Raw genomic sequence first — 21,965 nt, forward strand, 5'->3', positions numbered from 1 at the left:
ATGCAGTTCGGCCGCACCTACGAAGAGTTCACCGTCGGGGACGTCTACAAGCACTGGCCCGGGAAGACGGTCACGGAGTACGACGACCACCTCTTCTGTCTGCTCACCATGAATCACCACCCCCTCCACATGGACACCAACTATGCGGAGAAGTCGACAGACTTCGGCAAGAACGTCGTCGTGGGCAACTACATCTACTCCCTGCTCCTCGGCATGTCCGTCCCGGACGTCTCCGGCAAGGCCATCGCCAATCTGGAGATCGAGTCGCTCAAGCATGTCGCGCCGACCTTCCACGGCGACACGATCTACGGCGAGACGACCGTTCTCGACAAGACCCCCTCGAAGTCCAAGAGCGACCGCGGGATCGTCTATGTCGAGACCAAGGGCTACAAGCAGGACGGCACTCTCGTCTGCGTCTTCCGGCGCAAGGTGATGGTCCCGACCGAGACGTACATCAAGGAGCGCGGCGGCGAGCAGCCAGGCCGCCCGGAGCTGAAGGCACAGGAGAAGTAGCCATGAGCCGACTCGCCCAGACCCACGGTCTGACCGACGTCCAGCAGGAAATCCTGGCCACGGTCCGGGACTTCGTCGACAAGGAGATCATCCCTGTCGCGACCGAGCTGGAGCACCGCGACGAGTATCCGACGCAGATCGTGGAAGGCCTCAAGGAACTCGGTCTGTTCGGGCTGATGATTCCGGAGGAGTACGGCGGCCTGGGCGAGTCCCTGCTCACGTACGCGCTGTGCGTCGAGGAGATAGCGCGTGGCTGGATGTCCGTCTCGGGCATCATCAACACGCACTTCATTGTGGCGTACATGCTCAAGCAGCACGGCACGCAGGAGCAGAAGGACACCTTCCTGCCGCGGATGGCGCTGGGCGAGGTGCGTGGCGCGTTCTCGATGTCCGAGCCGGCTCTCGGCTCCGACGTCTCCGCCATCACGTCCAAGGGCGTCAAGGACGGCGACGAGTACGTCCTCAACGGCCAGAAGATGTGGCTGACGAACGGCGGAACGTCCAATCTGGTCGCCGTTCTGTGCCGGAGTGACGAAGGACACCCGGAGGGCACTGCCCCCCACAAGTCGATGACGACCTTCCTCGTGGAGAAGGAGCCCGGCTTCGGAGAGGTCCGGCCCGGTCTCACCATCCCCGGGAAGATCGACAAGATGGGTTACAAGGGCGTCGACACGACCGAACTCATCATGGACGGACTGCGCATTCCGGCCAATCGGGTACTTGGCGGCACCACCGGCCGAGGGTTTTACCAAATGATGGACGGCGTCGAAGTCGGCCGCGTCAACGTGGCGGCACGTGGCTGCGGTGTCGCACAGCGTGCCTTCGAGCTGGGTGTCTCGTACGCCCAGCAGCGTCACACCTTCGGCAAGGCGATCGCTCAGCACCAGGCGATCCAGTTCAAGCTGGCCGAGATGGCTACCAAGGTCGAGGCGGCGCATGCGATGATGGTGAACGCAGCGCGCAAAAAGGACTCTGGGGAGCGAAACGACCTGGAGGCAGGGATGGCGAAGTACCTCGCCTCCGAGTACTGCAAGGAAGTCGTCGAGGACGCCTTCCGTATCCACGGCGGTTACGGCTTCTCCAAGGAGTACGAGATCGAGCGCCTCTACCGTGAGGCTCCGATGCTGCTGATCGGTGAAGGTACCGCCGAGATCCAGAAAATGATCATTGGTCGTAGGCTGCTGGAGGAGTACCGATTCCAGGGTTGATTGCCGCGTTTGGGTCGGTTCGGCCGCGAAGAAGATCACACCCCGTTATCGTCTTCCGGCCGCCGACTCGGCTTCTGGCTTTCCCAGTTGCGGCCCGCAACCGATAGCATCGCCCGAAAGCCGCCGTCCCCCTGTTGCCAGCGCGGCATCATCCGCTACGAAGGTCATCCATGCCCCACAGCCAAACCTCTGCACCACGCGACAGCCTCGTCGGCGTACGCCTCGCGCGCGGAGCATCGCCGTGGCTTCTGCCGACCGTCGCCACCGCTGCACTCAGCCTGGCCCGCTCGCGCCGTTCCGGACGCGCGGCGGCCATCGCCGTGCCCGCCACCGCGCTCGCGGCGGGCATGCTGTGGTTCTTCCGCGACCCCGAGCGCGAGATCGCCCAGGGCCGGGTCATCTCGCCCGCCGACGGCGTGGTGCAGAGCATCATGCCGTGGAAGGACGGGCGCACTCGCGTCGCGATCTTCATGAGCCCGCTGAACGTCCACGTCAACCGCGCTCCCCTCGCGGGCACCGTGACGTCCGTAGAGCACATCCCCGGTGGTTTTGTGCCGGCGTTCAACAAGGAGAGCGAGAACAACGAGCGCGTTGTCTGGCACTTCGACACCGAACTCGGCGACATCGAGATGGTGCAGATCGCGGGTGCCGTGGCCCGGCGCATCGTGCCGTACATCCCGGCGGGCACCAAGGTCGAGCAGGGCGAGCGCATTGGTCTGATCCGCTTCGGATCGCGCGTTGACATCTACCTTCCGGAAGGTGTCGACGTCGCTGTCGAGGTCGGTCAGACCACGACCGCGGGGGTGACTCGAATTGACCGTGATTGATCCGGACACACAAGCGGGCTGGGTCGCCGAGGCGGAGGCCGAGGACGACGCGGAGGAGATGCCCCTCTCTCTGCGGCTGTCGATAGCGGACACCCTCACGCTCGGTAACGCCACGTGTGGCTTCATGGCGGTGTACTTCACCACCACCGGGATCCTGATCCCGCACCTCACCGGCAGCAACGAGAGCGGCATGGCGCGCAACAGCGCGGCGACCGCCGTGATCCTGATGCTGCTGGCCGCGATCTTCGACCTCTGCGACGGGCTCGTGGCGCGCAAGCTGCGCAGTTCGCCGATGGGCGCGGAGCTGGACAACCTCTCCGACCTGATCAGCTTCGGGCTCGCCCCGGCCTACTTCGTGCTCGTGTACGGAATGGTCGCGGACGACGCCCAGCAGAAGGTCTCTGCGGTGGCCGCGATCGTGGTGCTGCTCGCGGTGGTGCTCCGGCTTGCCAGATTCTCGTGCGTGACCATGAAGGACGGCATGTTCCAGGGCATGCCGAGCCCCTTCGGCGCGCTCACTGTCGTCTCGATCGTGCTGCTCGAGCTGCCGTTCGTGCCGACGCTGCTGGCGATCATCGGCACGGCCTGGCTGATGGTGAGCCGCGTCGAGTACCCCAAGCCTCGGGGTGTCCTCGCGGTGGCGATGCTCGGCTGGATCGTTTCCGCGATGGGCATGCTGGCGGCGTGGGCGTTCGACGCCCCGGGCGGTCAGGTACTGCTCCAGACCGGCTGCGCGCTGCAGATCGTGATGGCGGCGACGATCCCCCTCTTCGCGACGGCACGGCGCGTGAACACGTTCCGCGACAACCGCCGCGAGAGCCGTGAGGCAAGGGCTGCTCAACTCCCCTAGAGCAGTGCATAAGCAGGGGTGAGGGCCCGGGTGCGATCCGCACCCGGGCCCTCGTCATGCTCGGCGCCTTCTGGAATGATCCGGTCATGCCAGGGGGAGCGCTTCATCAGCTGTTCGAAGACAGGGTGCGGACCGAGCCGGACCGCACCGCCGTGCTCACCGACCGTGCCCGGCTCAGCTATCGGCAATTGGATGCGAGGGCCAACCAGCTGGCCCGGCATCTGACCGAGAACGCACGACTGCCCGCCGGTGGTCTCGTCGCCATACGCACCGTACGCACCCCGGATGTGCTGGTCGCCGTCCTGGGCGTACTCAAGGCGGGCGGGGCCTACGCCGTCATCGGGCCCGAGCAGACCGAGCCGCCCGGCCTCGATGCCCGGGCCCTCATCACTCACCGGGCCCATCTGGCCCGCGTCGAGGACGGCAGCGGGCGGCCCGTCATCTGCCTGGACACGGACGCCGCGGCCATCGAGGCCCATTCGGGCGATCCGCTCGATGCGCCCGCGGCCACCGGTGCGAAGGCCGCGGTGCTGTTCACTGCCGGGACCACGGGCGCGCGCCGCAGCGTGCCCGTCTCGCACGGGCTGCTGAGGGCCTCGTACGACGCCTGGGCCGAGGTCTACCGACTCACCGGCGACGACCGGGTCCTGGTGACGGCCGCGCCGGACACCACCGAGTTCAACGGCGGCTGGATAAGGACCCTGGGCGCGGGCGCCACGCTGGTGCTCACCCGGCGCGAGGCGTTCACCGTGGCCGACACCGATCCACTGAGCGCGGCCTCGCTGCTGGACGGCGGCACGGAGTTGCCGCGGCTGCGGCTGGTAGCGATCGGCGGAGAACGGCTCCGGCTCGACGAGCAGGTGCGGCTGGGGCGGGGGCTCGCCCCGGGCGCGCGGCTGATCAGCGTGTACGGTCCCACCGAGGTCGCCGGGTGCGGGACCTGGTTCGAGACCGGCCAGCTGCCGGGGCCGGTCGGGGATCCCGAGCAGCACGCCTATCTCGGCCGGCCGTTCCCCGGCGTCGAAGCGCGGATCCGTAAGGGGCAGATCTGGCTCACGCCGCCCGGCGGCGGTGACGCGGTGCCCACCGGGGATCTCGGGCGGCAGGACGGCTCGGGGCCGCTGGAGTTCCGCGGCCGGATGGCGCACCGGGTCACGGTGGACGGCCGCACCGTCGACACCTACCGGGTGGAGACGGCACTCGCCGGGCATCCGGGGGTGGACGAAGCTGTCGTGGGCGAGGGCGGCGGACGGCTGATCGCCTATGTGCTGCCTTCCTCGGGTAGCGCGCCGGGTACGGGGACCTTGCGAACTCACCTCACGGGCGCTGTGCCGTCCGCGGACATCCCCCGCACCGTGGTACCGATCGGATCCCTGCCACGCAACAGCGCGGGGAAGGTGGACCGCACGGCGCTGGTGCGGCCACCGGTCAGATCCGCGGCGAGCAGGACGAGCGGCAGCAAGGGCGGCGGCTCCGTGCCGTCCGACGGGCGGCCCGTCGTCGGCCTGCTCGCCGTGGCGGCGCCCGTCCTGATCGCCTCGCTCTTCCTGACGAACCTGTTCTGGCCCGGCTCCACCGATCTCTCCCTGGTGCCGGGCCCCTGGGCGTGGCTCTTCCGCGGTCTGTACCTCGCCGAAAGCATGGCGTTCGCCGTCGGTGTGGCGTTCCTGTTCGGCGGGCGTCGGCTGATGGCGAGCCGGCGCAGGCCGAAGGGGCTGACGGCCGCGGCCCATCTGTCGATCGTCTGGCTGCTCGTCTCCTGGTGGCCGCAGGACAATCTGTACCGGCTGGCGGACAAGTGGGACTGGCCACGGCAAGCGGCGCTCGTCTACGTCTTCAATGTCCCGCTGATGATCGCGGCTGGTGTCGTTGCGGCGTGGGCGGCGTGGGGCGGACTGAAGTCCGGGCCGGAGCGCGAGAAGTGATCAGTCGAAGATCCGGCCCAGGTCGTGGCTCACGGCCCGCACGAGGGCGTCGGCGACATCCAGCCGGTCAGTCGTACGGGCCGCGATGAGCACGCCCACGTACGGATCGGGCTCATAGCCCGCCGTGGGGATCGACGGCACGAGAATCGCCTCGATCCCCGCGCAGCGCTCCGTCAACTCTCGCAGAAATTCGATCAGTTCGGGCTCGGGTAGGCGCGCGCCGAGCGGTACGCGGTCGAGTGACCGTACGAGATGGTCACCGCCGCGCATCTCGTCGAGGCGCAGCTTCACCATGAACGCCGCCGAGGGGCCGGTGAGCCGGAGATTGGTCTCGGTGGGGGCGAGCCGCCGCTCGGGGCCCGTCACGAAGTCGACGTCGTACCAGCCGCGGTAGCCGCTCGCGGCGAGCTCCCGGCCGACCGCGTGGCCGAACCGCAGGGCGTGCGCGGCAAGGCCGTCCGGCACGGCTCCAGGACCCACGGTCGCCCCACGGTAGGCCGTGCCTTCGACGTCCATCGCCGCGACGCCCACATCGTGCACCTGGCCCTGGGCGTCGATCAGCCCGTCGTACGTCGGATCGCTCGGCACCCCGTCGCCCGCCACATGCTCCTCGAGCAGCAGCGAGCCGCTGGGCAGTGAGCGCGCCCGGACGCGGTCCGTCACCACGCGGGTGCCCGAACCTCCCGCGCCGTGCTCGGTCTTGACGACGGTGGCCGCCCCGGCGCGGGCCCGGGCGGCGATCAGCCGGGCCGCCTCGCGGCGGGTGGCGGGCGTCCATCTCTCGGGCACCACGATGCCCGGATGCTCGGGGGCCAGTTGCCGGAAGAGGACATGCGATGCCCGTTTGGACTCGTATCGCAGTGCGTCCGGCGACAGTTGGCGTCCGGAGAGCTGGCCGAAAGCCTGGGTGTGGCCCCACGGCACAAACGGCAGCCGTAGGCCGCGCAGCCTGCCGACGAGCGCGGGCCGGGCGATTACGTCGGGGCCGGTGAGGCCCTCGTACACCTCGACCCGGCCCCAGCCCAGCTGCCGGGCGACCAGGGCGATCCACTGGCGGGGTACGGACCTGGGCAGGACGAGCGCCGCGGGGTGCGGGCTGGCGAAGGCGGCGAGGCAGGAGTAGTGCGCGGCCGCCTGCCGGGCGTCATCGGTCACATCGCCGAACTGGCCCTGGAACTCGGCGACATTGCCGATGTGTACGGCGGGTTGGCCGCCCGTCCAGGCCTGTGCCCAGCCGGGGCGCGGAGTCAGCGTGACTTCCAGGCGCGGCAGCGCCCCCGTCCTGGTCGGGACCGGGCGGGCGCCCAGTGTCCGGTAGAAGGGCTCGGCGTGCGGGTCGGAGTCGATGGTGAGCCGCTTGAAGCCCAACTCGCGGGCGGTGTCGAGAACATACGCATACAGTGTTCGGCCGATGCCGCGGCCGATCGCCGAGGGCTCGACGAAGAGCAGGCCGAGGGTGCCGTGGGGCGGTTCGCCCTCGAGGGAGGCGACGCCGAGGACCGGGGTGTCCTCCTCGGCCACGACGATCCGGCGTGCGGCGATCTCACTGGCGGCGACGGTGAGTTCGTCGCGGCATGCCGCGAGGAAGGCGTCGTCGTAGCCCCAGTGCGCTTTGGAGCGCAGGATCAGGGCGGTCAGGGCGTCGGCCTCGTCGGAGCGGGCGTCACGTATCCACACGGGACGACCCTAGGCGTCCCCCTGGGGCTCCGTCCCAAGCTCCGCTCCTCAATCTCCCCCAGACTTCGTCCGGGGGACCCCCAGAGGGGCTTGGTTTCCGCCGGACGGGCTGAATCTCAGCCCGTCCGGCGATTGAGGACACGCGGCCGAAGGTCGCGTTCGGGGGCCCGGGGGCGCAGCCCCCGGTTTCAGGGATGGGGCGGGGAGGGGAAAGCCCCGCCCGGACCCGAGCTCAGCTGCCCGTCTTGTACGACTCCGCCGACTTGGACACCGCCGCCGGCCGCACCACCTTCAGACCGCCCGGCACCTTGAGGTCCGGCTTCATGATCAGACTCTGCCGGGTCGACGGTGCCGCGGGGTCGGAGAAGTTGTTCGTGATGCCAAAGCCGTTGTCGAACGAGGAGACGGTGAGCAGCGCCTTGTCGATGCCTTCTCGTGTCAGGTCCTTGGACGCGCAGGCCTTCATCAGCACCTCGCCGTAGACGCTCGCGGCTGTGTAGCCCGCGACCACGCCGTTGTCGAGCCCGTCCTTGGGGTAAGCGGCCTTGTACTCCTTGGCGAGCTTGGCCGGGCCGGCGCCCGGGTCGCCGATGGGGAGGGTGGAGGCGGCGACGTAGTAGTCCTTCGTCAGCGCGGGCGCCGCCGGGGTGCCCAGCAGCTGCGGCGCGAAGGCGGAGTTGTTGCCGATCATGGGAACCTTGAAGCCGCCCGCCGCGGCGACGCCGACCAGCGAGGCCGCCTGACGTGGTCCGGCGCTGATGACGACCGCCTTGACGCCTGCCTTCTTGAGCGCGGCGACCTGGGCGGACATGTCGTTGTCAGTCGGCTTGATCTTCTGCTCGACGACGGTCAGACCTGCCTGCTTCGCCGCGTACTTCGAGCCCTTCAGCGCGTTCTCCCCGAAGTCGCCCTCGAAGTAGACATGACCGATCTTGTCGCCCTTGGCGATGCGCTTCTGGCTGAGCAGATAGTCGACCGCGTTGATCGTCTCGATGTCGTACGTCGCTCCCACGACCCGGATGTACGGGCTGCCCAGCAGCGATGCCGACCAGGCCTGCGGCACCACGAGTCCCTTGTCCTGGCCGTCGATACGGCCCTTCACCGCGGCGACGAAGGGCGAGCCGACGAACTCGGAGAAGCCGAGCACCTTCGGTTCGAGTTCGGTGTACGCCGCGACGGCCTTCTGCGGGTCGTAGCCGTGGTCCCGGACGGTGAGCTCGACGTTGCGGCCGCAGATGCCGCCGGCCGCGTTGGTCTGCTTCGCCCACAGCTGCTGCGCCTGGGTGACGCTCTTGCCGAGCGAGGCGTAGACGCCGGTCATGTCGGTGAGCACGCCGAGGGTGATGGTCTTGTTCGTGACGCCTTCGCCGGTCTTCACTCCGCCGGCGTCCTTCTCGCCCGCGCCGCCGTCGGTGGCCTTCGAGCTGCATCCGGCGAGGCCGGCGCTGGTGAGGGTCAGGGCGGCGGCCAGCGCCGCCGCGTACAGACGTGACTTCATTGTCTACTCCTGTGGGGTCTTGCGTGAGGTGATGAGACGGGTGAGTCCGCCGGGCAGGAAGAGGACGACCGCGACGACCGCGGCGCCGTACAGGTAGCGCGATGCCTCGCCGGGTGAGACGCCGCCCGTGCCGGGGGCGGAGACCAGCGGGAGGGTGTCGCTGTAGTGGGTGAGGAGCTGGGGCAGCAGAGAGACGAAGACCGCGCCGACGACAGCGCCGGCGACCGTGCCGAGACCTCCGATCACGATCATCGCGAGGAATTCGAGCGAAAGGATCACACCGAAGTACTCGGGGACGGTCCGCTGGAAGACCAGGGCGATCAGTACGCCGGCGAGTCCCGCGTACATCGAGGACAGGACGAAGACGGCGGCCCGGTAGCGGGCGACCGGGACGCCCATGACACCCGCGGCGATGCGGTGGTCGCGGATGGCGTTCATGGCGCGGCCGGGGCGGCCCCGTAGCACTCCGCGGGCGAAGAGGCCGCAGCCGATGAGGGCGAGCAGTGCCACGTACCAGAGCTTCTCGGCGGACTGGAAGGGGACGGCTGCGATGACCGTCTCGCTGTCGTCGAAGTCGATGCCGAAGAGCGACAGGGGCGGAACCGCCCGGCCGTTGAACCCTCCTGTCAGATCATGAGCGTTGAAGAGGACGTGCTGACCGATGAAGATCAGCGCGAGCGTGGCGATGCCCAGATACGCGCCGCGCAGCCGTCCCGCGATGGGGCTGAACAGGCCGCCCGCCGCGCCCGCGACGAGGACCGCCAGTACTGCGGCGAGCCAGGTCGGGAGTCCGAGTCCGATGAGGCGGTGACCGTTCTCCACGCCGCTGTCGCCCGCCAGGACGCAGTAGCTGTAGGCGCCCACCGCGAGGAAGAAGGCGTGCCCCATGGACAGCTGCCCGGTGGCGCCGGTGAGGAGGTTGATCCCGATCGCGCCGATAGCGGCGGCCATCGCGAAGAGTCCGGCCTGCAGCCAGAAGCGGTCGAGGTAGAAGGGCAGGGCGAAGAGCAGGACGGTGCCGGCGATCCAGACGTACGCCTTGGGACTCTTCACATACGCCCTGGGGCTCTTCACGTCCGACGTGAGGCTCTGTGCCACGTCTGCCTCGGGGTTCTTCAGCGTCTCAGACACGGGCGGGCTCCTTTGTGCCGAAGAGTCCGGCCGGCCTGAGCAGCAGGACGAGCACCATCACCAGATACGGCGCGAGATCGCCGATCCCCCGGCCCAGGAAGGACAGTTCGCTCTGGTAGCCGGTGGCGAAGGACTCGGTGACACCGACGATCAGACCCCCCGCGAGCGCGCCGGTGGTGGAGTCGAGCCCGCCGAGGATCGCCGCCGGGAAGGCCTTGAGTGCGGCGAGCGAGGTGGCGCGTTCGAGCCCCGGCGTCGGGAACACGGTGAGGAAGAGCGCGGCGACCGCGGCGAGCGCGCCCGCCACCGCCCAGGCGGCCAGCGATACCCGGCCCAGGCGTACTCCCATCAGCGCGGCGGTCTCGGGATTCTCGGCCGCCGCCCGCATCGAAACGCCCCACGAGGTGTATCGGAACGCGAGCAGGAACGCGGTGATCAGCAGGGCCGCCGAGACGAAGGCGGCGATACGGGTCTGCGCGATGGTGATGTCCCCGATGGTGACGACGTGGTCGCCCCACGGGTCACCGAGGGCGAGGACGTCCGTGCCGATACGGCGGGTGAGTTCGGTGGTCAGGAGGATGTCGACGCCGATGGTGACGATGGCCAGGACGCTGTGGTCGGAGCCCCGGTAGCGGCGCATGACGAGGAATTCCACGGCCGCGCCGACGAGGGCAGCGCCCGCGATACCGACGGCCAGCGCGCCCCAGAAACCGATGTCGTCGTGGAGTACGGCGGTGACATAGCCGCCCGCGAGAAGCAGGGACGCGTGGGCGAAGTTGACGACTTCGGTGGCTTTGAAGATGACGACGAAGCCGAGCGCGATCAGCGCGTAGACGGATCCGATGGAGAGTCCGCCGAGGAGTAGTTCGGTGAAGGTCGTCATACCTGGGCCTCCGTTCCTAGATAGGCCTGTACGACGGCCGGGTCGCTCTGTACCTGTGCGGGGGTGCCGTCGGCGATCCGGCGCCCGAAGTCGAGGACGGTCACGGCGTCCGCGAGCCGCATCACCATCCCCATGTCGTGTTCGACGAGCACGATGGATATGCCGAGGCTGTCGCGTACGCCCGCGATGACGGAGGCGATCTGCCGCCGCTCGTCCGCGGTCATCCCGGCGACGGGCTCGTCGAGGAGCAGCAGCCGAGGCTCCATGCACAGGGCGCGGCCGAGTTCGACGAGCTTCTGCTTTCCGTACGGGAGTGCTCCCGCGAGCCGGTCCAGATCGCCGCCGAGTCCGGTGAACTCCGCGATCTCCCGTACCCGCTCCAGGTGTTGACGCGCCTCGCGAGCGGCGGACGGCAGCCGCAGTCCGGCAGCGAGGAACCCGGCGCGGGTGAGCCGGTGCCGGCCGAGCAGCAGGCTGTCGGCGACCGTGGCGTGCGGCGGGAGCGCGAGGTTCTGGAAGGTACGGGCGATGCCGAGGGCGGCGATGCGGTCGGGAGAGAGCTTGGTCAGCTCCGCCTCGCCGAAGCGGACGCTGCCGGAGGTGGCCCGGTAGACGCCGGACAGGACGTTGAAGGAGGTGGACTTGCCGGCGCCGTTGGGGCCGATGAGGGCGTGGACGCTGCCGGGCTGGACGGTGAAGGAGACGGAGTCGAGGGCGGTGAGCCCGGCGAACCGGACGGTGAGGTCCGTGACGTCGAGGGCGGGCACGGCGCCGCCGGATGCGGTGTCGGTCATCGGTGCCCCCTGCCGGATGCGGGCCGCAGCCCGCTGACCGGGGCCGCGCCCCAGATCCCGCGGCTCACCTGCCGGCTGGATTCCACAGTGGTCATGCCGGCCACCTCCTCAGCGTCTGCGTCGTCGCCTGCGCGCGGGACGCATCCGCGGCCGCGTCCTCGTCCACCACTCCCAGATAGCGCCGACGCACCTCGTCCGAGGCGGCGAGCTCGTCCGCAGGGCCCGAGAGGACGACCTCGCCCACGTCGAGTACGTACGCCGACGAGGCCAGCCGCAGCGCGATCGCGGCGTTCTGCTCGACCAGCAGGACCGATGTTCCGGTGGCGTTGATCTCCTGCACCGTCTCGGCGATCCGGGCCGCCATCAGCGGGGCGAGGCCGAGCGACGGCTCGTCGAGCAGCAGCAGCCGTGGCCGGGCCATCAACGCCCGTCCCATCGCGAGCATTTGCTGCTCCCCGCCGGACAGCAGTCCGGCCCGCTGGTGGGCGCGGTCGGCGAGGACGGGGAAGAGCTCATGCACCCGGGCGAGGGCCTGGGCACTCGACCGGCGCCCGCCGGTCGAGCCCAGGGCACCCGCCCGGAGATTGTCGGCGACCGTCATCCGCGAAAAGACCTGCCGTCCCTCCGGGACCTGGACGACGCCCGCGGCGACGACCCGAGCGGCGCTCAGTCCTTCGAGCGGGCGGCCGTCGAAGCGGATGCTGCCGGACGTGACGTGTCCGCGCTGAAAACCGAGGGTGCGGGAGACGGCGCGCAGCAGGGTCGATTTGCCGGCACCGTTGCCGCCGAGGACGGCGACGATCGCGCCCTCGGGTACATCGACTGTGACGTCGCGCAGTGCCCGCACCGGCCCGTAGCCGACGGACAGCGCACGCACTTCGAGTGAGGCGGCTGCCATGCAGACCCCCTTTCCGGGCTTGTTCGAAATTGCCTGTGGGGGCACACGTCAGCACCGGTCGGGACGTACCGTCCAGGCGGTATGCCCGAATCGCTGCGGATGACCAGCGGTGCGGCGCGCGCATTGTGCACCGGCACAAGGGCTGGCATCCTCACAGGTCATGGGTGGCCGCAGAGAGCGCACCGAGCGTGAGTGGTCCGTCCTGATGAGCGCCGCCCAGGTGCTTCTGGAGCGCGTGCCGCAACTGACGGACCAGCTCATCGAGGCACTTCAGGCCCATTCACCGCAGTTCGATCTAGCCGTGCCGAGGGACGAGCACTGGCAGCAGATCAGCGAGGCGATGCGGTACGGCATCGAGGCACTGGCAGCGAAGCGCTCGGCGCCCCGGCGGGACCTCCAGTACGCGGAACGGCTGGGCCGGCGGCGGGCGGAGCAGGGACTTCCGCTGGAACTGCTGCTGTACGCGTACCGGCACGCGGGCTATCTCGTCTGGGACGAACTGCTGGAGATCGTCACCGAGAAGGACCCGGAGTCGCTGCCGGTGCTGGTGCATCTGGCGTCGGACGTGTGGGCGGGAGTGGACCGGCAGGCGTCCACGGTCGCGGATGCCTACCGCGGTACGGAGCAGGAGATGCGGCGGCGCAGCGACGAGCGGGTGCAGGCGCTGCTGGACGCACTGCTCGAGGGCAGATCGGCGCCGGGCCTCGCGGCGAGCGCGGCGGCGGGCCTGGACCTGCCGGAGCAGGGGCGGTACGCGGTGGTGGTGATCCGGGTGGAGCGGGCGGCGGGGCGTGAGCCGTTCCACCGGATCGGTGCGGCGGAGGGGCTGCGGTTCTTCTGGCGGATGCGTACGGACTACGAGATCGCGGTGGTGGCGCTGGAGCCGGGGGTGGGGCTGACGGAGCTGGCAGAGGTGCTGCGCCGACGCTGCCCGGGCCGCCCGGGCGGCATCAGCCCGGTTGTGCCGGGCCTCGCGGATCTGGGTGAGGCCCGCCGCCTGGCGGAAACGGCCCTGCGCACGTGCGGCCCCGACACGGACCGCATCGTGCGCCTGGACGAACGCCTCCCCACGGCCCTGGTGGTCAGCCGGCCGGACCTGGCGTCCCACCTGGTCGCGGACGTCTTCGGCCCCCTGCTGGCCCTGGACCCGGCGGATCGGGCGGTGCTGCTGGAGACGCTGGACGCGTGGCTGGAGTCGGGGGGCTCGGCCGGCCGGGCGGCGACGCGGCTGTTCTGCCACCGGAACACGGTGTTCAACCGGCTGCGCCGCCTGGAACAACTGACATCGCGGTCACTGTCGCGCCCGCGGGACCTGATCGAGATGATGCTGGCACTGGATGCGTTTCGGCTGGGGTGAGGGAGAACCGCCCTCACCCCGGCCCCGTCGGCTCGGAAAATCCCGATCGGCTCGGAAAATCCCGGTCAGGTCAGGAAGTCCCGCGCAATGCTCTCCGCCGCCCGCTCCAGCAGCGGCCCCGCCTCCGCCATGCACTTCGCCGGGTCCGGTTCCAGGGCCGTCAAGGCGTACGCACGGCGGATGCCCGCGCGCCCCAGGGCCTCCGGGGGCAGGGCCAGTCGGCCGCAGACCGCCACGACCTCGATGCCCTGCGCGCGCGCCGCCGCCGCGACGCCCGCCGGTGCCTTGCCGTGCAGCGTCTGCTCGTCGAGCGAGCCCTCGCCCGTGATCACCAGCGTCGCCCGCTCCAGCGCCGCTGCGAAGCCGAGTACGTCGAGCATGACCTCGATGCCGGGGCGGAATCGCGCCCCGAGCGCGACGAGCGCGCCGTAGCCGACACCACCCGCCGCCCCCGCACCGGGCAGGTCCGCCTGCTCGGGGCCGAGGACGGACGCGTAGTGCGCAAGCGCCGCGTCCAGCGTCGCCACGTCCTCGGGCGTCGCGCCCTTCTGCGGGCCGTACACCGCGGGAGCGCCCTTGGGCCCCGTGAGCGGATTGTCCACATCGCTCGCGAGGACGAGCTCCACGTCCTTGAGGCGTGGGTCGAGCCCCGACAGGTCGGCCGTGGCGAGGTCGCTCAGCCCGCCGCCGCCCGGCCCGACCGGCTCGCCGTCCGCGTCCAGGAAGCGCGCCCCGAGCGCCGCGAGCATGCCCGCGCCGCCGTCGGTCGTCGCGCTGCCGCCGACACCGAAGACGATCGTCCGCGCCCCCGCGTCGAGCGCGGCGCGCAGCAGCTCGCCCGAGCCGTACGTCGTCGAGGTGAGCGGCGCGAAGACCCCGTCGGGGAGGTGCTGGAGGCCGGACGCCTCCGCCATCTCCACCACCGCGGTGCCGTCCCGCAGGGCGTACGCCGCTGTCACGGGCTCACCGAGCGGCCCGGTCACCCGGACTTCGCGGCGTTCGAACCCGGCCGCCACCGCCGCCGCGACCGTGCCGTCGCCGCCGTCCGCGACGGGCAGGGTCTCGACAGCCAGACCGGGTACGACCCGCTGGAGACCTGCCGTGACTCGCTCCGCGACCTGCACGGCCGTGAGCGAGCCTTTGAATTTGTCAGCCGCGACGAGCACGCACGCGGGCTGAGTAACTGCTCCGTTCGTCACCTTGCATCCCTTGCTATCGAACAGGCAGTCGCGCCGCCACGACCCTATCCGCCCTGTCGGAGGACGTGCCACCCGTCCGACGCGGCGCGCCAGGCGTCATGCCCGGTGCACCGCCCGGCCACGACGGCACTCGTACGGCGTGTAAGGGCGCTACCGTCACAACTTGTCATGCCGGGCAGCGAGCCGCGCCAACCACCGCGCGGTTCGGCCGCCGATTCGGTAAACCGGACGTATGGGCCTACAGCGCGCGGACCTCGCCGACCGCATCCTCGGCGGCTGGCTGGGCCGGGTCGCCGGCAACATGCTCGGCAAGCCCGTCGAGCGCGGCGACTACTGGACGCGCGAGCGCATCGACCGCTATCTGCGCCAGGCCGACGCCCTCCCGCTGACCGACTACCTTCCCGAACCCCCGCCCGGCGCCGACGAAGCAGGCTTCGAGCTGCGTCCCGAGTGGCGCCAGTGCGTACGCGGCCGGATCCACGGCAGCTGCCGGGACGACGACGTGGACTATGCGATCCTCGGGCTGCATCTCCTGGAGACCCACGGCTTCGGCTTCACCACCGAGCAGGTGGGCGAGATCTGGCTGCTGCATCTGCCGATCCTGCAGACGTTCACCGCCGAGCGGGCCGCCTACCGCAATCTCGCCAACGGCCTGGGGCCCCCGCTCACCGCCACCCACGACAACCCCTACCAGGAGTGGATCGGGGCCCTCATCCGCGCCGACATCTTCGGCTGGACATCCCCGGGCGCCCCGCGCCGCGCCGCCACGCTCGCCCGCCGTGACGCGGTGCTCTCGCATTCCGGCAACGGCGTGTACGGCGCGATGTGGGCGGCCGCCCTGATCGCCGCCGCGTTCACCGCGCACAGCCCGCGCGAGGCGATCGACGCCGCGCTGGAACGCATCCCGGCAGGCAGCCGCCTCGCCCGCGCGGTCCGGCGTACGGCCGCCCTGTACGACTCCGGGCTGTCCTGGTCCGACACCCTGACCGAGCTGGAGGCGGAGACGGGCCGCCTCGGCTGGATCCACACCGTGCCCAACGCCGCCGTCATCACCGCCGGACTGCTGTACGGCGCCGGTGACTTCACCCCCACCATCACCCTCACGGTCCGCGGCGGTCTGGACACCGACTCCAACGGCGCGACGGCGGGCTCGGTCGCGGGGGTGCTGTGCGGGGCCTCCGCCATCCCCACACAGTGGACGGACCCGCTGGAGGACCGGGTGCGCAGCGCGGTGTTCGGCTTCGACGGGGTACGGATCAGCGAACTGGCAAAGCGCACGCTGCGGTTGGCTGAGACGTGACTGCGCCTGTCTTACGCTTCCGGTGTGACCACCTCTGACTACGCCACGTACATCGCATCGCTCCCCCGCATCCTCGCCGGCGCCGCCGCGCTCATCCGCGACGAACAGGGCAGTGTGTTGCTCGTCGAGCCCAACTACCGCGAAGGCTGGGTGCTGCCCGGCGGCACCGTCGAGTCGGACCAGGGCGAGACCCCGCGGCAGGCAGCTCGCAGGGAGACCCTCGAAGAGATCGGTCTGGATCTGGAGCTGGGGGCGCTGCTGGCGGTCGACTGGGTGCCAGGTGTCGCGCGGCCGCCGATCGCCGCGTATGTGTACGACGGCGGGGTGCTGACCGAGGACCGGTTCAAGGCGATCCAGTTGCAGGAGGAGGAACTTCTCTCCTGGCGGCTGGTGCCCCGGGACGAGATCCGCGCCCACCTGCTGGGATCGCTGGGCCACCGGGTGCTGGCCGCGCTCGATGCGCTGGAGGCCGGCACCGGAACGGTGGAGCTGGAGAACGGGCAGCCGCCCGCCTGAGCAGGCGGGCCCCGCCCGAGCAGGTGGCTCCGCCTGACGGCTGGGTGGGGTAAATCGGCTCGCAGACGCGGGGACCCGCTGCGTAGGCTCGCCGTATGACTCTCGTCGCGATCCTCAGCGGCGCCGGCATCTCCACGGACTCCGGCATTCCCGACTACCGCGGGCCCAACGGCCTGTGGCGGCGCGATCCGCAGGCCGAAAAGCTCGTCACGTACGACTACTACATGGCCGATCCGGACATCCGCCGCCGCGCCTGGCTGATGCGGCGCGAGAGCACGACCTGGCGCGCTGAGCCGAACACGGCGCACCGCGCCGTCGCCGAGCTGGACCGGCAGTCCGGGTTCGCGGTCCGGGTGATCACCCAGAACGTCGACGGACTGCATCAGCTCGGCGGCATGCCCGAGCGCAAGGTGCTCGAACTGCACGGCACGGCGCGGACCGTGGTCTGCACCGGCTGCCATGCCCGCTCCTCCATGGCGGAGGCGCTGGCGCGGGTGGAGGCGGGCGAGGAGGACCCGCCGTGCCTGGCGTGCGGCGGGATCCTGAAGTCGGCGACCGTGATGTTCGGGCAGCGGCTCGATCCGCAGGTGCTGGCCGATGCGATGGCGATCGCCAAGGCGAGCGAGGTCTTCATCGCGGTCGGCACGAGTCTGCAGGTGCAGCCGGCGGCGTCGCTCGCGGGCATCGCGGCGGAGCACGGGGCGCGGCTGATCGTGGTGAACGCCGAACCGACTCCGTACGACGAGCTGGCGGACGAGATCATCCGCGACCCCATCGGCACGGCGCTGCCGGCGCTGTTGAAGCGGCTCGCGTAGTCCAGCGCCTCCGGGGCCGATGGTTGCCGGGTCCGCGCGGCAGCCGGTTTGTCCTCAATCGCCGGACGGGCTTGATTTTTGAGCCCTGCCCCTTAGAACAGTGCGTCGTCCGGGGTGCCGGACTCGAACGCCAGCAGCCGCTGCTTGCGGTCCAGCCCGCCCCCGTATCCGACGAGACTCCCCGACGAACCGATCACCCGATGGCACGGCACGATGATCCCGATCGGGTTCTTGCCGTTCGCCAGCCCCACCGCGCGCGACGCGCCCCGGTTGCCGAGCGCCTCGGCCAGTTCGCCGTATGTGCGCGTCTCGCCGTACGGGATCTGCCGCAGCTGATCCCAGACACCCCGCTGGAAGGGCGTGCCCTCGAGCCGCATCGGCAGGTCGAACTCCGTCAGCTCGCGGGCGAAGTACGCATCGAGCTGACGGATCGTCTCGCGGAAGGGCGCGGAGTCCTCCTCGCCGAAGGTCTCCTCGTCCGGGCGGTGGCGTTGCCGGGCCATGTAGAGGCCGCTCAGCACCCCGTCCGTGGCGACGAGGGTCAGTGGTCCGTACGGGCTGTCGACAACCGTGTGCTGCCTGGTCATGGCTGAACTTCCTTACGCGGGGAGGTGGTTGATGGGATGCCCGTCGGTGGCCCAGAGGTACTGGACGGCGTACGCACGCCAGGGCCGCCAGGCCGCGGCGCGTTCGGTGAGTGCGGCGGGGGTCGACGGCAGACCGAGCTCCGCCGCCGCGCGCCGCATGCCGAGGTCGCTCGGCAGGAAGGCGTCGGGGTCGCCGAGTGCGCGCATGGCGATCACCTCGACCGTCCAGGGACCGAAGCCGGGCAGTGCGGTCAGCTGGGCGCGGGCCTTGTCCCAGTCGCTGTCGAGGCCGAGCTGCAACGAGCCGTCGGCCAGCGCTCCGACGAGGGTCGTGAGGGTGGTGCGGCGGCTGCGGGGCAGCGCCAGGGTCTCGGGATCCAGCACCGCGAGCGCTGCGGGCGCGGGGAACAGATGGGTGAGTCCGCCTTCGGGGTCCTCGACCGGCCGGCCGTGCGCGGTGACCAGGCGACCAGCGTGGGTGCGGGCTGCGGCCGTCGAGACCTGCTGGCCCAGCACCGCCCGTACCGCGAATTCCGCCGCGTCGACGGTGCGCGGCACCCGCCGGCCCGGGGCCTTGTCGACCAGCGGGGCGAGCAGTTCGTCCCTGCGCAACTGGTCGTCGACCGCGACCGGATCGGCGTCCAGGTCGAGCATCCAGCGGCAGCGGCTGATCGCGATGGTGAGGTCGCGCGGGTCGGTGAGCGAGAGCCGGCAGGCGATGTGGTCGGGCCGCGGGGTGAGGGCGACGATGCCGTGTCCGTACGGGAGGCTCAGGGTGCGGCGGTACGCGCCGTCCCGCCACTCCTCGACGCCCGGTACGCCGGTGGCCGCGAGGTGCCCGAAGAGGTTGCTCGGGTTGAGCGGTGCGCGGTAGGGCAGCCGCAGGGCGATCACGCCGGGGGTCTGTGGCGGTGTGGAGCGGCTGCGGGCGACGCGGGTGCGCAGTTCGCCCGGGGCGAGCGCGAAGACCTCGCGGACGGTGTCGTTGAAGGTACGGATGGAGGAGAAACCGGCCGCGAAGGCGACCTCGGCCAGGGGAAGGCCGGTGGTTTCGATGAGGACGCGGGCGGTCTGGGCGCGCTGGGCGCGGGCCAGGGCGAGCGGGCCCGCGCCCAGTTCGGCGAGGAGCTGGCGCTCGATCTGGCGCGTCGAGTAGCCGAGCCGGGCGGCGAAACCCGGCACGCCCTCGCGGTCGACGACGCCGTCGCGGATGAGGCGCATGGCGCGGGCGACGGCATCGGCGCGGGCGTTCCACTCGGGCGAGCCGGGGCTGGTGTCGGGGCGGCAGCGCTTACAGGCCCGGAATCCGGCCTGCTGGCAGGCGGCGGCGCTCGGGTAGAAGGTCATGTTCTCGACCTTCGGCGGCACCACCGGGCAGCTGGGGCGGCAGTAGATCCGCGTGGTCAGTACGGCCGTGAAGAACCAGCCGTCGAAGCGGGCGTCCTTCGACTGGACGGCGCGTACGCAGCGCTCGGTGTCGGTGTGCATGGCTACAAGGATCCAGCAGCGCGAGAGCCGGGGCTGGCGAGAAAACGACATCATCCTTCGGCTGCCTGGGCCGTCTCGAAGCCCGGCGCGCCTCCCCCGGGCCCTGGCCGGCGTGATCCTGATCAGCGTCGCCCTCTCGGCGGGCGCTGCGGTCGACGCGGCGCACGATCTGCACACGAGCGTCGAGGTCGCACAGGGCGAGGCCGCACCGGAGTAAGACCTGTCAGTGCTCCTGCGCGGCGAAGGCCGTGTACGCGGGCTCGTCGAAGAGGACGAAGCGCACCTCCGCCACCGCCGTGTCCGCGGCCCGCACCGTCTCGACGGCGATGCGGGCGCCGTCGTCGATCGGCCAGCCGTAGATGCCGGTGGAAATGGCGGGGAACGCGACGGTGCGGGCCCCCAGTTCGTCGGCGACTCGCAGCGACTCGCGGTAGCAGGAGGCCAGCAGCGCGGAACGGTCCTCGGTGGCCGACCAGACGGGTCCGACCGTGTGAATCACATGGCCGGCGTCGAGGTTGCCGGCGGTGGTGGCGACGGCCTGGCCGGTGGGCAGCCCCCTGCCGTACCGGGAGGCACGCAGGGCACGGCACTCGGCCAGGATGTCCGGTCCGCCGCGCCGGTGGATCGCCCCGTCGACGCCGCCGCCGCCGAGGAGCGAGGAGTTGGCGGCGTTGACGATGGCGTCGACGTGCTGCTGGGTGATGTCTCCGCGGACGAGGACGATGGCGGGCTGATCGGTCATGAGGCCATCTTCGCGCGCGGTGGCTCCCGGCGGGTGGGTGGCACCGACGAACTGGGGGTGGTCCTCAGCGTGTGGCGCGCAAGCGGCGCCAGACCGCCTTCGCCGCGTGATGGCCGGACATGCCGTGTACGCCGGGCCCGGGCGGGGTCGCGGCCGAGCAGATGAAGACGGCGGGGTGCGAGGTCGCGTACGGCACCCGGGCGAGCTTGGGACGGATCAGCGTCTGGAGTCCGGCGAACGCTCCGCAGGCGATGTCCCCGCCGACGTAATTGGCGTTGCGCCGGGCGAGTTGGGGCGGGCCCGCGACCGCGCGGGCCAGCACGAGGTCGCGGAAACCGGGCGCGAAGCGCTCCAGCTGCCGCTCGATGACCTCGGTGGCGTCCCCTTCCCAGCCGGCCGGCACATGGCCGTACGCCCACAGGACATGCTTGCCCGCCGGCGCGCGGGAGGGGTCGATCACGGTGGGCTGGGAGGTGATCAGGAAGGGCACACGGGGGTCGCTGCCGGCGACGGCGGCGTGCAGGGCGGCCTCGATCTCACCGGCCGTGGGGCCGATGTGCACGGTCCCGGCCGTGCGGGCCTCCTTCGCGGTCCAGGGCATCGGGCCCGACAGGGCGTAGTCGATCTTGAACGCCGCGGCGCCGTACCGATAGTGCTGATACGCCTGGCCGAGTCCGGCGATCCGGGCGAGCGCGGTCGGCGAGGTGTCGAAGATGTACGCGCGGGCCGGGGGCAGCTCGTCGAGCCGCTTCACCTCCGCGCCGGTGTGAATCGTGCCGCCCTGTTCCCGCAGATACGAGGCCAGCGCGTCGGAGATCGCCTGCGAGCCGCCGCGAGGCACGGGCCAGCCCTTCTCATGGGCGGCCAGGGCGAACATCAGCGCGATGCCGCCGGTGGCGAGGCCGCTGGTCGGGGCGATGGCATGGGCCGCGAGCCCGGCGAGCAGGCCACGGGCCCGCTCGCCCTCGAAACGGCGCGAGATCCAGGTGGCGGGCTGGAGCGCGGTCAGTCCGAAGCGGACATAGCGGTACGGGTCACGGGGCAGGCCGTCCCACGGCGTGCGCAGGAAGTCGGCCGCGAAGGTGTTCCAGTGGCCGAGGTAAGGGGCGACGAGCCGGCGGTACGCTCCGGCGTCACCGGCCCCCAGCGACATGGCGGTCTCGCCGACCGACCGGCTCAGTACGGCGGCGGTGCCGTCCGGAAAGGGGTGGGCGAGGGGGAGTTCGGGGTGCAGCCACTCAAGGCCGTGCCGGGTGAGGGGCATGGCGTCGAAGGCGGGCGAGCCGATGCCGAGCGGATGGACCGCGGAGCAGGGGTCGTGGCGGAAGCCGGGGAGGGTGAGCTCCTCGGTCCTCGCTCCCCCACCGATGGCGTCCAGGGCCTCGTACACCGCCACCGAGAAGCCACGGCGGGCCAGTTCGACGGCGGCGGTCAGTCCGTTGGGTCCCGCCCCCACGACGACGGCATCGAGCATCGACGGCACCTTCGGACTCCTTTGTCAGCCGATGGCCAAGGCAACCAGGATATTGGTGCGGGCGGGTGGCGGGGGCGGAGGGGGATTCCGGCGCGATGTTTTCCGGGGTCGGACGGATGGGTGGGCGGCGCGAGGGGGCTTTCCCCCACCCCGCCCCTTCCCGCAACTGGGGGCGGTGCCCCCAGACCCCCGCGGGCGGGAGGGCAGGCAGGGGCTGACGCCCCCGCCCCGGCGGAGACGGCAGCTTCGCGCCGCAGGGCACGCCGTCGCGACGGCTCGCGCT

The 21,965-nt window shown here is 70.9% G+C and carries 20 protein-coding genes; 9 read left to right on the forward strand and 11 right to left on the reverse strand.

Going from position 1 to position 21,965, the window contains the following annotated elements; translation table 11 throughout:
* From ACI2LP_RS01590 to ACI2LP_RS01610, 5 genes are all read left to right on the forward strand, one after another.
* Positions 1-513, forward strand: coding sequence for a MaoC family dehydratase (locus tag ACI2LP_RS01590; protein ID WP_404722516.1), 513 nt, complete (start codon positions 1-3; stop codon positions 511-513).
* A 2-nt stretch (positions 514-515) separates the two neighbouring features.
* Positions 516-1,721 carry an acyl-CoA dehydrogenase family protein gene (locus tag ACI2LP_RS01595; protein ID WP_404722517.1) on the forward strand — a complete coding sequence of 402 codons (1,206 nt, stop codon included), beginning with the start codon at positions 516-518 and terminating at the stop codon, positions 1,719-1,721.
* Positions 1,722-1,891: 170 nt separating this feature from the next.
* A complete protein-coding gene (locus ACI2LP_RS01600; RefSeq protein WP_404722518.1) occupies positions 1,892-2,548 on the forward strand; it encodes a phosphatidylserine decarboxylase in 657 nt (218 codons plus the stop codon).
* Positions 2,541-3,398, forward strand: a complete 858-nt coding sequence (gene pssA, locus ACI2LP_RS01605; RefSeq protein ID WP_360880920.1) for a CDP-diacylglycerol--serine O-phosphatidyltransferase — start codon at positions 2,541-2,543, stop codon at positions 3,396-3,398. The genes ACI2LP_RS01600 and pssA overlap by 8 nt, the downstream gene beginning before the upstream one ends.
* Before the next feature lie 86 nt (positions 3,399-3,484).
* Positions 3,485-5,323, forward strand: coding sequence for an AMP-binding protein (locus tag ACI2LP_RS01610; RefSeq protein WP_404722519.1), 1,839 nt, complete (start codon positions 3,485-3,487; stop codon positions 5,321-5,323).
* On the opposite strand, the gene ACI2LP_RS01615 is transcribed toward ACI2LP_RS01610, so the two are convergent.
* From ACI2LP_RS01615 to ACI2LP_RS01640, 6 genes are all read right to left on the reverse strand, one after another.
* Positions 5,324-7,000 carry a GNAT family N-acetyltransferase gene (locus ACI2LP_RS01615; protein ID WP_404722520.1) on the reverse strand — a complete coding sequence of 559 codons (1,677 nt, stop codon included), beginning with the start codon at positions 6,998-7,000 and terminating at the stop codon, positions 5,324-5,326.
* 232 nt (positions 7,001-7,232) lie between these two features.
* On the reverse strand, positions 7,233-8,498 hold the full coding sequence (locus ACI2LP_RS01620) for an ABC transporter substrate-binding protein (RefSeq protein WP_404722521.1): 1,266 nt from the start codon (positions 8,496-8,498) through the stop codon (positions 7,233-7,235).
* A 3-nt stretch (positions 8,499-8,501) separates the two neighbouring features.
* On the reverse strand, positions 8,502-9,572 hold the full coding sequence (locus ACI2LP_RS01625) for a branched-chain amino acid ABC transporter permease (protein ID WP_404723034.1): 1,071 nt from the start codon (positions 9,570-9,572) through the stop codon (positions 8,502-8,504).
* Positions 9,573-9,621: 49 nt separating this feature from the next.
* Positions 9,622-10,512: a branched-chain amino acid ABC transporter permease gene (locus ACI2LP_RS01630; RefSeq protein ID WP_404722522.1), complete on the reverse strand. Its 891-nt coding sequence runs from the start codon at positions 10,510-10,512 to the stop codon at positions 9,622-9,624.
* The gene (locus ACI2LP_RS01635; RefSeq protein ID WP_404722523.1) at positions 10,509-11,306 is read right to left on the reverse strand and encodes an ABC transporter ATP-binding protein; all 798 of its coding nucleotides are present in this window, start codon (positions 11,304-11,306) and stop codon (positions 10,509-10,511) included. Before ACI2LP_RS01635 ends, ACI2LP_RS01630 begins: the two co-directional genes overlap by 4 nt.
* A 91-nt stretch (positions 11,307-11,397) precedes the next feature.
* Complete coding sequence (locus tag ACI2LP_RS01640; protein ID WP_404722524.1) at positions 11,398-12,204, reverse strand: ABC transporter ATP-binding protein; 807 nt, start codon at positions 12,202-12,204, stop codon at positions 11,398-11,400.
* A gap of 160 nt (positions 12,205-12,364) precedes the next feature.
* On the opposite strand from ACI2LP_RS01640, the gene ACI2LP_RS01645 reads away from it, so the two are divergent.
* Positions 12,365-13,561 (forward strand): PucR family transcriptional regulator, encoded by a 1,197-nt coding sequence (locus tag ACI2LP_RS01645; protein ID WP_404722525.1) that lies wholly within the window; start codon positions 12,365-12,367, stop codon positions 13,559-13,561.
* Positions 13,562-13,626: 65 nt separating this feature from the next.
* On the opposite strand, the gene ACI2LP_RS01650 is transcribed toward ACI2LP_RS01645, so the two are convergent.
* Entirely contained in the window at positions 13,627-14,760 is a 1,134-nt protein-coding gene (locus ACI2LP_RS01650; RefSeq protein ID WP_404722526.1) for a glycerate kinase, read from the reverse strand.
* 232 nt (positions 14,761-14,992) lie between these two features.
* Between ACI2LP_RS01650 and ACI2LP_RS01655 the strand changes: the two genes are divergently transcribed.
* From ACI2LP_RS01655 to ACI2LP_RS01665, 3 genes are all read left to right on the forward strand, one after another.
* Positions 14,993-16,060 carry an ADP-ribosylglycohydrolase family protein gene (locus ACI2LP_RS01655; protein ID WP_404722527.1) on the forward strand — a complete coding sequence of 356 codons (1,068 nt, stop codon included), beginning with the start codon at positions 14,993-14,995 and terminating at the stop codon, positions 16,058-16,060.
* A 24-nt stretch (positions 16,061-16,084) separates the two neighbouring features.
* Positions 16,085-16,576 carry an NUDIX domain-containing protein gene (locus tag ACI2LP_RS01660; protein WP_404722528.1) on the forward strand — a complete coding sequence of 164 codons (492 nt, stop codon included), beginning with the start codon at positions 16,085-16,087 and terminating at the stop codon, positions 16,574-16,576.
* 95 nt (positions 16,577-16,671) lie between these two features.
* Entirely contained in the window at positions 16,672-17,391 is a 720-nt protein-coding gene (locus tag ACI2LP_RS01665) for an SIR2 family NAD-dependent protein deacylase (RefSeq protein WP_404722529.1), read from the forward strand.
* A 92-nt stretch (positions 17,392-17,483) separates the two neighbouring features.
* Here the strand turns inward: ACI2LP_RS01665 and ACI2LP_RS01670 are convergent, their stop codons facing one another.
* The 4 genes from ACI2LP_RS01670 to ACI2LP_RS01685 form a co-directional block, all read right to left on the reverse strand.
* Positions 17,484-17,978: a methylated-DNA--[protein]-cysteine S-methyltransferase gene (locus tag ACI2LP_RS01670; protein ID WP_404722530.1), complete on the reverse strand. Its 495-nt coding sequence runs from the start codon at positions 17,976-17,978 to the stop codon at positions 17,484-17,486.
* A 12-nt stretch (positions 17,979-17,990) separates the two neighbouring features.
* A complete protein-coding gene (locus ACI2LP_RS01675; protein ID WP_404722531.1) occupies positions 17,991-19,466 on the reverse strand; it encodes an AlkA N-terminal domain-containing protein in 1,476 nt (491 codons plus the stop codon).
* A gap of 223 nt (positions 19,467-19,689) precedes the next feature.
* Positions 19,690-20,208 (reverse strand): O-acetyl-ADP-ribose deacetylase, encoded by a 519-nt coding sequence (locus ACI2LP_RS01680; RefSeq protein WP_404722532.1) that lies wholly within the window; start codon positions 20,206-20,208, stop codon positions 19,690-19,692.
* Positions 20,209-20,272: 64 nt separating this feature from the next.
* Complete coding sequence (locus tag ACI2LP_RS01685; RefSeq protein WP_404722533.1) at positions 20,273-21,691, reverse strand: phytoene desaturase family protein; 1,419 nt, start codon at positions 21,689-21,691, stop codon at positions 20,273-20,275.
* Positions 21,692-21,965 lie beyond the last annotated feature (274 nt).

The organism is Streptomyces sp. NPDC019890, from assembly GCF_044903445.1.
GTDB lineage: Bacteria > Actinomycetota > Actinomycetes > Streptomycetales > Streptomycetaceae > Streptomyces.